The following is a 13150-nucleotide window of genomic DNA, read 5'->3' on the forward strand; positions in this document are numbered from 1 at the left end:
TTTAGTTCTCCTTTAATTTTCTGACACAATCTTTGAAGATATCTCCCCTGACTTCATAATTCGGGAACATTCCCCAGCTTGCACATGCAGGTGATAATAAAACTGCTTCTCCATCTTGGGCTTTTCCTGCAATGTATGAAACTGCTTCTTCCATAGAATCAACAAACTTGATCTTATCAAATCCATGTGTTTTTGCACAATCAGCGATCTTTGGTGCTGTTACACCCATCAAGATCAGTTCTTTAACTTTTCCGTCAAATGCTTCGATCCACTCATCATATGTAGATTTCTTGTCATATCCACCACCGATCAGCCATGTTGGGCGGTTCATTGCTTTGATTCCTTTGATCGCTGCATCTGGATTCGTTCCTTTAGAATCGTTATAGTATGCAACACCTTTCACTGTATCCACATATTCAATACGATGTTCTACACCTTTAAACCTCTTGATTCCTTCTTTGATATATGAAACTGGAACCCCCATAGAATAAGTCACTGCGATCGCTGCTAAAATATTTTCATAATTATGGTCTCCTAACAGATTCACATCATCTAATGTACATACGATCTGTTTCTTTCCATTTTCTTCGATGATAAATGCATCACCTTCCATGGAAACCCCTTCTTTTATTTTATGATGCAAACTGAAAAACAGAACTGTTCCATTCGCTCTGTCTGCCATAGCTCTTGTTGTATCATCTTCATAATTTAATACCATTACCTGGTCTTTTGTCTGGTTTTTTCCAATGGATTCTTTTGTCTGTGCATAAACTTCTACTGTACCATGACGATCCAAATGATCTGGTGTGATATTAAGAACTGCACATACATCCGGTTTAAAATCAACGATCGTTTCTAACTGGAAACTGCTGATCTCTGCAGTTGTTACACTGTCCTCTTTTGTATCAAGCGCAACACTTGTATAAGGAATTCCGATATTTCCGACAACAAAACTGCTTTCATAATATCCTTTCATGATCTCTCCAGTCAGCGCTGTTGTCGTTGTCTTTCCGTTGGTTCCTGTGATCGCTGCGATTCTTCCTTTGGATGCCTGATATGCTAATTCAATCTCACTCCATACTGGCTTTTCCTGATCACGAAACATCTGTGCGATCGGTGCATTTACTGAAATCCCAGGACTTAACACTAATAGATCGAACTTACTTACATCTTCTTTTGTGATATTTCCTAAGATCAATGGAATCTCTTTCTTTTCATATAATTTCTCATAAAGTGCCTCTTTCTCAAGGTCTTCCTTTCCATCATACAGACTGACATCTGCACCTGTTTTTAAAAGCAGATTGACAGAACCAATTCCACTTTTTCCTGCTCCTGCTACTAAAAATTTCTTGCTTGTATCTATCATTTCTTTCTCCTTACTAAATCGCTACCAGTCCGATCAGGCAACAAACTGCCGTGGTGATCGCAAAGATTGCTACAACCTTTGTTTCTGGCCATCCTGACAATTCAAAATGATGATGGATCGGTGCCATTTTAAATAATCTTTTTCCTTTTGTCATTTTAAAATATAATACCTGTGCCATAACAGATAATACCTCGATCATATAGATCAATGCAACAATTGGGATAAATAAAGACAGGCGAAGCATCAATGCTGTTGCTGCCACAAATCCCCCAAGTGCAAGCGAGCCTGTATCTCCCATAAACACTCTCGCCGGATATACATTAAATACTAAAAAACCAAGAAGTGAGCCAACCGTCGCACAAGATACCGGCCAGATTCCAGCTGCCAGATCATTATGCCCCATTCCAATGGCTGCCACTGTAAAAAATGTTGCGATCAATACCGTAACACTTGATGCAAGTCCATCCAATCCATCCGTAAAATTAGCTCCATTCACAGTTCCTAACAAAATGATAAAAACCGCTGGGATAAAAAATACTCCAAGGTTTAAATATTTACCATGTGTAAAAGGAATCAGCATCGAAGTTCCTATCTGCGTGTAATTTATCAAATAATACGCAAAGATTCCTGTGACTATGATCTGCCCAAACATCTTCTGCCAGGCCCGCAGTCCCAGGTTCCTTTTCATAACTACCTTGATGTAATCATCGATAAATCCGATAAATCCAAATCCCAGCGTCACAAACAGCACTGGGATGATCATCGGATATCTTCTAACATAAAATAACGATGCGATTACGATTCCAAGTAATATGATCAGTCCTCCCATCGTCGGAGTCCCTGATTTCTTCAGATGTGATTCGGGTCCTTCTCCCCGGATAAACTGACCGAATTTTAATTTGTGTAAATACCTGATCATCATCGGGCTAAGAAGTACGCTGATAAAAAAGGCAATTAAAACTGGTTTTACAATACCATAATTCATGTCGCCACCTCATTTGTTCTTGTTTCGTCTACGGTTCTTTTTTATCTGGCGTATATTCTTTATAAATCCCCATGTATGGAAGTGCAGTTTGAAACACACTTCTCATCACAGGGGCTGCGATCGTTCCTCCATAGTAAGTTCCATGTGGTTCATCGATCAACACGATCCCAATGATCGCAGGATTGTCTGCTTTCGCAAATCCTAAAAAAGAAGAAATATATTTTCCATTTCCTCTTGGAAGTTTCTCACTGGTTGCCGTCTTTCCCCCAATGGAAAAACCATCCATCCGGCAGTTTCTTCCTGATCCATCGGAAACAACTGCTTCTAACAATTCTTTCATCGTCTCCGATGTCTGTTTTTTTATGACACCTTCTTTCACTGAATAAAAAAAAGCTTTTAATCTTGTTCCATCCTGCTTCTGAACATATCTTCCAAAATGCGGTGTGATCAGCTTCCCGCCGTTGATCACCGCACTGACTGCTCTTAACAGCTGTAACGGTGTGATCTGTATGGACTGTCCAAAAGACATCGTTGCAAGTTCAACTGCACCGACATTCTTCTTTTGATGCATGATCGAAGATGCTTCTCCAGGAAGGTCGATCCCTGTTTTCTCAAACAGTCCAAGCTGGCGGAATGTCTGATACATTCCATCCACACCAACTCTGGCACCGACATCCATAAATACTGGATTACAGGAATTCATAACACCTTCTTTAAATGTCTCACTTCCATGTCCTCCGACTTTGTGACACCGGATCTTGCGATCCTCCACAATCCGAAATCCTGGACAATTAAAATGATCATTCACGCTGACTTTCGATGATTCCAGTCCTGCAGTCGCCGTTACGATCTTAAAGACCGATCCCGGTTCATAAGTATCATTTAAACAGGAATTCCGCCACTTCTTATTGAGATATTCCTGTTGTTTCTTACTATTTGCCTTTCTTTTCTTTGCCGACAAAGAAAAAGGATCATTCAAATCATATTCTGGAACATTGACCATTGCATAGATTTCTCCATTCTGTGGATTCATCAAGATCATGGATACCTGTTTTGCCTTCTTCTCTTTCTTCACCTTCTTACATGCCTGCACGGCATAATTTTGCAGATTCACATCAAGCGAAATATAAAGATCCCCTCCGGCAACTGGTTCTTCCCTCTCTTCATATGCTCCATCGATTTCTATGCCGCTTCCATCTGTCAGTGTCCGGATCCTTCCGGACTTTCCTTTAAGATATCGATCATAAAAAACCTCCAGTCCAATGATTCCCTGGTTATCTCCTCCTGTAAATCCAAGAACTTTCGATGCCAGGTTATTATATGGATATACTCTTTTGTAATCTTCATCCACCTTGACCCCGTCAAGTTTAAACTTACGGATACGGTCTGCGATGTCTTTTTCTACATTACTTTTAATTTTTTCCCTTACTGAATTTTTATATACTTTTTTTCGGATCAAAGATTCTTTGATCTTAAGATTCTCAGATAAGACCTTTATTACTTTTTCCCTGTCGGTCACCTGAGAATATATCACAGAGATCGAATAGACTGCTTTGTTCGAAGCGATCTTTACGCCATTTCTGTCGTAAATACTGCCTCTTGGCGCTTTAATCTCCCGGTCTCTTTGATGCAGGTTTCTGGCTAAACTTAAATATTTATCCGCCTGAGCGATCATCACATAAGAAAGTTTTATCGTCACAACCAAAAACCCTGTGAAAAATGCAGCCGTGACAAGCAACAGTTTTTTCTTTGCTTTCGTCCTCATTTTATCTCCATGATCCCTGTCTTAATATAAAGATTATGAAAATAAAATGATGATATTACTTTTTGCTGCTTTTCGCAACATTTAATTCCTTGAGTGATCCTTCTAACACCTTCTTTGCGATCTCAACTGCAAGTCCTGTATTCGTCTGAGAATCCCTCTGAATCTCATCGATCACAACATAAACTAACACCTGTGGATTCTCCACTGGAGCAAATCCACAAAAAGATACGATATAAGTTCCTGCACTTCTTGGAATCTTCTGTGCAGTACCAGTCTTACCACCAGCTGTATAATCTTTCATCTTTGCCTTTGTTCCAGTTCCTGAATCAACAGTTTCTTTCATGTATTTTCTTAATTTATCCGATGTCTCTTTTGAGATCGTCTGTTTCACTAACGTCGGCTCTATATTGCTGACAACTTCTCCATTACTGCTTCGAAGTTGTTTGACCACATGCGGTTTGTAATAATTTCCTCCATTGATCAGAGAACAAAATGCACTTCCCATCTGGATCATAGAGCAGTTAAATGACTGTCCAAAAGAACTTGTGGCAAGATCTGCAGCTGTCATATCTTTTGCATCATGAAGAAGCGATGCTGTCTGTGCTTCTCCAGGAAGATCGATCCCTGTCTTATTCCCAAAATTGAAATTCTTCTGATATCTTGCGAATACATTCTTGCCTTCTTTGGCTGCAATCTGCATCAATGCATCATTACACGATAATGAAATACTCTGAGACAACGTGATCAATCCATGTCCGCTTCTATGAGAACAGTGAATAGTATGCGGTCCAACCTTCTGGTATCCATCACAATAATAAGTTTCATTGCCCTTTAAGATTCCTTCTTCAAGACCAGCTGCTACCGTAAATGGCTTATATGTTGAACCTGGTTCAAATGCATTTGATACAATTGGATTCTTCCAGATCTCATTAAATGCTTTTGTCTTTTCTTTCTCACTCATCTTATTAACTTGACTTTGTGAGTATTTCTTTAAGAGATTCTTATCATCTCTTGGGCTTTCCAGATTATAGGAAGTAGAATTTGCCATTGCATAGATCTCTCCATTATTGGGATTCATCACAAGAATGCTGCTTCCCTTACTTCCATATTTCTTTTCAAACTTAGAAAGCTGATCTTCTGCCAGTTTCTGAATATTGGAGTCAATCGTTGTGACAACTGTTTTCCCATTCTCTGGCTCCACAATGGAGCTATCCTGTTCTAATTCTTCGTTTAAATATTTATATTTTCTTCCATCGACGCCTGATAAAGTACTGTTATAATACTGCTCGATCCCTCCAGTTCCGATCGTACCGTCTGATACAAAGCCAATGACCTGGCTTGCCAGTGACTGATTCGGATAACGACGTTTGTATTTTTCATTAAATACGATCCCTGAGACATTCTCTGCTTTGTCTGAAGCGATAAAATCTTTCAGATCTGCGATCTGACTATAAGAAAGTTCTTCTCGATATACAGAATAGTAAGAATCTTTATGTCTTTTTATAAATTTTAACAGCTTATCTTCATCTAACTTCATATATTTATGAAGTGCATCAATGGTTGCTTTCTGTACCTCTTCAGATCTTAAAATATTCTTTGGTTCTAAAACCAATGTATACATCTTCTGGCTGGTTGCTAATGTATTTCCATCACGATCTAAGATATCTCCCCTTTTATACGGAAGCGTTTCACTAGAATAATTCTGCTGTGATAATACCTGTCTTTTGTAAATTCCGTTCTTAAATATACTAAAATAGATCAATCTTCCAATCAGTAGAACAAAAAGAAGTGCTATGATTCCGCACGCGATCATCGTACGTCGTTTCATAGCATCATTTAATCGTTTGATAGGTTTTCTTCTTTTCTTCAAGTTTGCCACCTCTTAGTCTGCTTTTGGTATCTTCCCGTACTGGCGTATGTATTCTGCATCCTGGCTCTCATAACGAAGAGTATGTTTGGAATCTGGTTTCACCATTCCATATTTCTTTGCCGCAGTTTCTACAGTATCAAAACGAATACTCTGTTCAATCTCAAGATTCAGATCTTCATTCTCTACCTGCAGCGTGTTCAACTGTGTCTTTGCATCCGTAAGAGCCGCTTTTTGATTCAAAACTTTCGTACGCTCTGACAGATAAAAGAAACTTGCAACTGCGATCACACAAAGTCCCGCAACTAATACCTTGATAAAGGCCAGATCGATCGACATTGCTCTCTTCTGATTCTGTCTTGTTGACTCCTTTACCTGATGTTCTCTTCTTGGTCTTGCCTTTCTTGTCTTCCTTGGCTGTCTGCGCACTGGCTCTGCAGCAAGATCTTCTATCTTCCTTGCTGTGTTGCCATAGATCATGTTATATCGTTCTTGTCTCGTCTTGTCCATTGATACTCTCCCTTATTCTGCCCTTTCAAATACTCGAAGCTTGGAACTTTTTGCTCTCTTATTGTACTCTAGTTCTTCTTCCCCTGGAATGATTGGTTTTCTTGTTAACTGTTTTCCTTTCGATACGTTGCCACATACACATACTGGGAAGTTTGGCGGGCATGTACAAGGATTCTCATTCTTCTTAAAAGCTCGTTTGACGATACGGTCTTCTAAAGAATGGAAGGTAATGATACATAATCTTCCACCTGGATTTAAAAGATCGATCATCGCATCAATGCTGTCTTTCAATACGTCTAATTCTCTGTTACATTCGATACGGATCGCCTGAAATGTCTTCTTCGCCGGATGTCCTCCAACGGCTCTGACTTTCATCGGAATCGCACCTTTGATGACTTCTATTAACTGTCCGGTCGTTTCGATCGGACTTTCTTTTCTCTTATTCACGATATGTTTTGCAATGTTCTTTGCAAATTTCTCTTCGCCGTAGTCTCTGATTATATGGAATAGTTCCATCTCGGAATATTCATTGACAATATCTCTTGCAGTCAGTGACTGTCTCTGATCCATTCTCATATCAAGCGGAACATCTTCTCTGTAAGTAAATCCACGTTCCTTCTCATCTAACTGAAAGGATGATACCCCAAGATCTAACAAGATTCCATCAACATGTTCGATTCCAAGATCATGTAACACTTTCGGCATGTTTACATAATTATCACGCACGATCGTTACTTTGTCCTTAAACGGTTCTAACCGCTTCGTGCTTGCAGCAATCGCATCCGCATCCTGGTCGATCCCGATGTATCTTCCTTTCTCTGATAGTTTCTGGCATACATGATATGCATGTCCGCCTCCGCCCAGAGTCCCATCCACATAGATTCCGTCTGGTTTAATATGTAGTTCTTCGATCGTTTCGTCTAATAAAACGGAAATGTGTTTAAATTCCATAATCCACCTAACTTATATACTTAATCCTAATTCCTGCATGCTGGCTGCAATATCATCCATATCCTCATAAGAATTGTTCTCAATCCACTTCTCCTTACTCCAGATTTCGATGCGGTCAGCCATTCCTGTTAATACAACTTCTTTCTTCATCTGGGCAAATTCCCGAAGTGTCGCTGGGACCAAGGTTCTTCCCTGCTTGTCCATCTCACATGGAGCTGCCCCTGCCATGAAAAATCTCGAAAACTTTCTGGCATCTTTATTAATAAGTGGCAAAGTTTTTAGCTTCCCTTGAAAACTTTCCCATTCGTTTTGTGGGAACACAAACAGGCATCCATCCAATCCCTTTGTCATCACAAATTCCTGACCTAATTCTTCCCGGAATCGTGAAGGAATGATCAGCCTGCCTTTTGCATCAATCGTGTGATTAAATTCCCCCATAAACATGGACATCACCACTTTCCACCACTTCTTACCACTTATAAATTTCATTTTATACGATAGACTTATAAATTGCAAGGAATAATCCACAATCAAATCTTAGTTTTTTCTTAGAAATCCTTGTTTTTTTGCACAAAAAAGAAGGGATTCCCTAAAAGTGGTTTTATTTCCCTTCTTTTTGTGTCTTATTTCGTTATTTTCTTCCTTTTATATATGATAAATGCCGTTCCAAATACTGCAAGGATCAGTGCTAAAATCTGGGATACCCTGATCCCTGTAGATCCGATCATCAGGGAATCGGTCCTTAATCCTTCAATCAAAAATCTTCCGATTCCATAACCAATACAATAAATGGCAATCAATTCTCCATCAAATTTCTTTCTCTTCGTAAAAAAGAAAATGATCAACAGTAGTAAAACAAGATTCCACATAGATTCATATAAGAATGTCGGATGTACCTGAATAAAGGTTGCTGCTTCATTTCCAGATACAACATAAGTTGCCTTATCATACAATCCATTGGATACGATCTCATCAATCCTTCCGTGTTCAATAAAGAAATTTGTCGGAATCTGCATTGCAAATAAACTGTTGGTATATGATCCAAACGCTTCTCTGTTAAAGAAATTGCCCCATCGTCCAAGAATCTGACCGACAAGCAGCCCTTTTACCGCCACATCTCCAAACTGAAGCATAGATAAATGTTTCTTCTTGCAGAAGATATATAATGTGATTGCACCTGCGATCACACCTCCATAAATTGCAAGTCCTCCATTTCTGATCTGTATGATCTCTGACAAATGATTCTTATAATAATCCCATGAAAAGATCACATAATAGAGTCTTGCTCCTACGATCGCCGGAATGATCATCGTGATCAGATAGTCAAAGACTAATTCCGGATCAAATTTATTTTCATGTTTTGCTGCGTAATAAGAAACGATCAATCCAAGCAAGAATCCTGTTGCAATGATCATTCCATAATATTTGATCTCAAACCCTCCAATATTGATTCCATCACCGACATTTTTCAGTACGATCCCTAAATGTGGGAATCTGATTTGATGTTCCATCACTTTTCTTCCTTTCTAAAGCCTCGTTTTGTCTCTTCTTTGTTTTGTTACTCAAATCAAAGATATCTTATCCCATTTCTCTTTTCTTTTCAAGTCGCTTATGGTAAACTATCTACAGTATGACCTTGGATATTTTTTCAAGGTCTGTTTTAAGAAATACCCATGAGAAAGGAAATTAATAGATTATGAAATTAGGAATCGTTGGATTACCAAACGTCGGAAAGAGTACATTATTTAACTCTTTAACAAAAGCCGGTGCTGAATCCGCTAACTATCCATTCTGTACGATCGACCCTAATGTGGGAATCGTAACAGTTCCAGATGCTCGTGTTGATTATCTGGCTGAGAAATACCATTCAAAGAAAGTGATCCCTGCAGCGATCGAATTCGTTGATATCGCAGGTCTTGTGAAAGGAGCTTCCAAAGGGGAAGGTCTTGGAAACCAGTTCCTTGCAAATATCCGTGAAGTCGATGCGATCGTTCACGTTGTTCGTTGTTTTGATGATGGAAATATCGTTCACGTTGACGGTTCTGTAAACCCACTTCGTGATATCGAAACGATCAACTTCGAGCTGATCTTCTCTGATATCGAAGTGTTAGACCGTCGTATCGCAAAATCAACAAAAGGATCAAGAAATGATAAATCTCTTGCTCACGAAGTTGAATTCTTATCTAAGGTAAAAGCTCATCTGGAAGATGGAAAGCTTGCTAAGACATTCGAAGTCGATGATGAAGAAGATCAGGAAATCCTAAATTCCTGCAACCTGTTAACGATCAAACCAGTGATCTTTGCTGCAAACGTTAACGAAGATGAACTTGCTGGAGAAGATAATGATTATGTAAAAGCTGTCCGTGAGTATGCTGCAGACGTTGATGCGAAAGTATTCGTTGTATGTGCTCAGATTGAACAGGAAATCTCTGAATTAGATGATGATGAGAAGAAAGAATTCTTAGAGGATCTTGGATTAGAAGAATCTGGTCTTGAAAAACTGATCTCTGCCAGCTACTCTCTTCTTGGACTGATCAGTTTCTTAACTTCCGGAGAAGACGAGACACGTGCTTGGACGATCAAAGAAGGTACAAAGGCTCCTCAGGCTGCTGGTAAGATCCATACAGACTTTGAGCGTGGATTTATCTGTGCTGAAGTTGTTTCTTTTGAAGATTTGAAGGAGTATGGTACGATGCAGGCTTGTAAGGAGAAAGGGCTTGTACGTCAGGAAGGAAAAGAATATGTTGTTAAAGATGGAGATATTATTGTATTCCGCTTTAATGTTTAATTTATAGTTTCTTTACCATAGACTTTGAGTATATAAGATATCATAACAATCAAATAGTTCCCGTCCACAACACGCGTTTTATTCATCATTTTTGACCGATCGCTGATTCGCCGACATTCCTTGTATAACTCGCTTATGGAAGTCCAAAATGACTTCCATATCGCTCAGACAATACACCATGTCGGCTGCGAATCGGTCAAAAATAATGATAAAATGCTAATCGTTGTGGACGGGAACTATTTGATTGTTATGATATCTTACATACTTGAAGTTTATTGGAAAGAACTATTGAATAATAAAATGTGTTGGTTATATCACAACTGTTTCCCTAAAACTAATACTGTCCTCTTTAATGTATTATTTTATGAATCACATTTTTTACTATTTTAAATATAGCTGTATATAGTACCACTCCAATAACTACTGTGATAAGTTGTATAATTAGATCTGGTATTAACATTTCTTTCCCCTCTATTTAGCTTCTTCTGCTTCCCAGATAATGATGTTTCCTTCATCTTTACCGGAGTGTTCTTTTTTTAGTTCCCTGACTTGTTGCTTTGTTACTTTTCCTTTGGCTTTGTCTTTAATCGTTACACCTTGGTATTTATTTGTTGTAACTGTGTCTTCTTTCTGCTTGGCAGAGTTGGTTTTGTTTTGTCCATAAGTTGTGCCTGCGCTGTATAGTGCAGCTGTTAGGCATACCCCTGCAAGTAGTATTGATAATTTTTTCATATCTTATTCTCCTTAATGTTTTATACTATAGTATCTCATATTTTTCATGGAATATCAAATCCCTAATATCTAATAGTTTTTCGACTTATTACCGCACACACAATGGATGCAGCAAGCATTGGTATAATACTATCTTGGCTTAAAATCTGAATAAAATTTCCAATGAAGCAAACAATCATAAATATACTGATTATTTTCGCTGTTTTAGCACCATAGTCTTTTGGATGTCTATGTGCTATAGCCCAGCTGATGACTGCTAGTATTATACATGGGATCATTGTGTAGTGGATGCCGTTATATGACAATATATATCCACTATTTCCTGACCAACTGTTGAGATTCAAACTATCCAAAATCATATCTCCAATTGACACCGTCTTCTCATAAAATGGGATACTTAAAAATCCATTAATCATAACCAGTATCAATGCCTCTGTTCCAAATCCTAATTGCTTTTTCAAAAGAATTTTTTGCAATAGGTTCTCTAGGATATACCCGATCAGAAATCCTAGTGTATTAAAAATGATATCATCAATATCACCAATTCTTCCTGCAAATACAACTTGTACAAACTCAATCATCAAAGATATCAATGCCCCTGCAATTATTGCTTTTCCATAGTTCCATTTTATTTTCTTTATAAATATGGGAACAAAAAGTCCCATTGGCAGAAACATTAATGTATTTAACAGCATCAATTTCCAGCTTTCATTCACAAATGGTACAATATTCCAGGCTGTAAATCCTCCATATGACCATGATGTGATGTCTAATACTCTCGTGACCATGCCAACGGTTGCTATGTAAACCAAAAATATGTATTTTATGATCCATCCTGGCTGACATATAATCTTTTTATTATATCGTAAATAGTAAATTGTGCTTATGACTGCAAATGCAATCGTTGCCATAACAATAGCTTGAGCTAGATAACTACTCCCAAGCAGAATTTTCTCCATCATGTTCTTTTCTCCTTTAATCCAATCATTCCTGCACATAACAAAAATACTATTATCATATAAGCCACAAAATCAGAAGAATATATTTGAATTATTTTTATGTGTTTAGGAAACAAGAACCGCAAAAATACATTTGCAAATATACTCCCACTTGTACATAGGGCTACTGTTTTATATACCAATGTTTTCACTTTTCTTGTATTCACAGCCAGTACTTTATATACAACGATGAATTCTAGTAGCAAATTTAAACTCATGAATATCAATGCTTTTTCAGTTGTCATTGGTAATAAATTATTTGATTTCCATTTCATCTGCGGTATCACATAACGATAACCTGTCTCCCTGCGTATTCTTTTTAGCAAATTACTTATTTGACGATACTCTTTCTCATTCTTATAACAAAAATAACCTGAACATTTTACTGACATTAATATTTTTTCATTCTCTTGTTTCATTGTTTTCATTTTACTTACTGTTGGCATAATCAATGTTTCATCAAGATTTAATTCCGATGACAACCTAGTATTCTTATGTAAAAACCCAACAATTTTAAACGTACAATTTTCAGTTCCCAAATATCCTGCCTTAATTTTCTGATTCAAATGGAAAACTTTTTGATAATCATATCCTGCAATTAATGGAATCTCTTGATTCAAAGGTCTTTGATACTCTTTTAAAGTAAAGCAACGACCTTTTTCAATATGTTGTTCTATCTTCTTTTCACTTATCATTTTCTCTGGCATCTGAAGTACAGTTAAATTTGTAAGATATCCATCTTCCGTTTTGTCATTATATGATCCAGATGCAAGTTTTTCATTCCCACGAAAATATTCATGATAAGATAGAATCTGTCTGGAATATTCTCTGTATAACTCTGCTTTTTCTAATTCTTTATATACTTTTTTTAAAATACTGAGAGAGTTTTTCTGATGAAGGAATTCCATATAGCTAGAATTTCTATTATCATATTCATCTGATAACTTCCATACTCCAGGGTATTCTATCTCCACTTGTTCATTATGACGATCAATCTTATTTTGATACGAATATATAATAATTCCCAGTAAACACCCAATGCTTAATATATAAAATACCATAAAACGAACTACATATTTCCTCATTTATCATTTCTCCACACAAATCGCTATTCCTATTTTTATTTTCTTTTTATAACGATTTTCAACGAATACTTTATATTTTCCATCTTTTTTCACATAAAAGTCA

At 37.5% G+C, this 13150-nt stretch carries 12 protein-coding genes; 1 reads left to right on the forward strand and 11 read right to left on the reverse strand.

The window, feature by feature from the left end:
• Position 1 precedes the first annotated feature (1 nt).
• The 8 genes from murD to lgt all read right to left on the reverse strand — a co-directional run bounded on the left by murD (position 2) and on the right by lgt (position 8955).
• Positions 2 to 1366, reverse strand: coding sequence for a UDP-N-acetylmuramoyl-L-alanine--D-glutamate ligase (gene murD / locus QUE18_RS08855; protein ID WP_009204461.1), 1365 nt, complete (start codon positions 1364 to 1366; stop codon positions 2 to 4).
• Positions 1367 to 1379: 13 nt separating this feature from the next.
• Positions 1380 to 2351, reverse strand: a complete 972-nt coding sequence (gene mraY, locus QUE18_RS08860) for a phospho-N-acetylmuramoyl-pentapeptide-transferase (protein ID WP_009204460.1) — start codon at positions 2349 to 2351, stop codon at positions 1380 to 1382.
• Positions 2352 to 2379: 28 nt separating this feature from the next.
• Positions 2380 to 4116, reverse strand: a complete 1737-nt coding sequence (locus QUE18_RS08865; protein WP_009204459.1) for a peptidoglycan D,D-transpeptidase FtsI family protein — start codon at positions 4114 to 4116, stop codon at positions 2380 to 2382.
• 55 nt (positions 4117 to 4171) lie between these two features.
• Entirely contained in the window at positions 4172 to 5995 is a 1824-nt protein-coding gene (locus tag QUE18_RS08870) for a peptidoglycan D,D-transpeptidase FtsI family protein (protein WP_009204458.1), read from the reverse strand.
• Positions 5996 to 5998: 3 nt separating this feature from the next.
• A complete protein-coding gene (locus tag QUE18_RS08875; RefSeq protein ID WP_008392019.1) occupies positions 5999 to 6493 on the reverse strand; it encodes a septum formation initiator family protein in 495 nt (164 codons plus the stop codon).
• A 12-nt stretch (positions 6494 to 6505) separates the two neighbouring features.
• A complete protein-coding gene (gene rsmH / locus QUE18_RS08880; protein WP_008392018.1) occupies positions 6506 to 7444 on the reverse strand; it encodes a 16S rRNA (cytosine(1402)-N(4))-methyltransferase RsmH in 939 nt (312 codons plus the stop codon).
• A 12-nt stretch (positions 7445 to 7456) separates the two neighbouring features.
• Entirely contained in the window at positions 7457 to 7888 is a 432-nt protein-coding gene (gene mraZ, locus QUE18_RS08885) for a division/cell wall cluster transcriptional repressor MraZ (protein WP_040344548.1), read from the reverse strand.
• 179 nt (positions 7889 to 8067) lie between these two features.
• Positions 8068 to 8955, reverse strand: a complete 888-nt coding sequence (gene lgt, locus QUE18_RS08890; RefSeq protein WP_009204456.1) for a prolipoprotein diacylglyceryl transferase — start codon at positions 8953 to 8955, stop codon at positions 8068 to 8070.
• A gap of 185 nt (positions 8956 to 9140) precedes the next feature.
• Here lgt and ychF point away from each other — a divergent pair, with 185 nt between their 5' ends.
• Positions 9141 to 10232, forward strand: a complete 1092-nt coding sequence (gene ychF, locus QUE18_RS08895) for a redox-regulated ATPase YchF (protein ID WP_008392014.1) — start codon at positions 9141 to 9143, stop codon at positions 10230 to 10232.
• 471 nt (positions 10233 to 10703) lie between these two features.
• Here the strand turns inward: ychF and QUE18_RS08900 are convergent, their stop codons facing one another.
• The 3 genes from QUE18_RS08900 to QUE18_RS08910 all read right to left on the reverse strand — a co-directional run bounded on the left by QUE18_RS08900 (position 10704) and on the right by QUE18_RS08910 (position 13047).
• Positions 10704 to 10964 (reverse strand): hypothetical protein, encoded by a 261-nt coding sequence (locus QUE18_RS08900; protein ID WP_009204454.1) that lies wholly within the window; start codon positions 10962 to 10964, stop codon positions 10704 to 10706.
• A gap of 62 nt (positions 10965 to 11026) precedes the next feature.
• Positions 11027 to 11926: a VanZ family protein gene (locus QUE18_RS08905; protein ID WP_242852749.1), complete on the reverse strand. Its 900-nt coding sequence runs from the start codon at positions 11924 to 11926 to the stop codon at positions 11027 to 11029.
• Positions 11923 to 13047: a hypothetical protein gene (locus QUE18_RS08910; protein WP_008392009.1), complete on the reverse strand. Its 1125-nt coding sequence runs from the start codon at positions 13045 to 13047 to the stop codon at positions 11923 to 11925. The genes QUE18_RS08905 and QUE18_RS08910 overlap by 4 nt, the downstream gene beginning before the upstream one ends.
• Positions 13048 to 13150: the final 103 nt, after the last annotated feature.

The sequence above is a fragment of the Anaerostipes hadrus ATCC 29173 = JCM 17467 genome (assembly GCF_030296915.1).
Classification (GTDB): domain Bacteria; phylum Bacillota; class Clostridia; order Lachnospirales; family Lachnospiraceae; genus Anaerostipes; species Anaerostipes hadrus.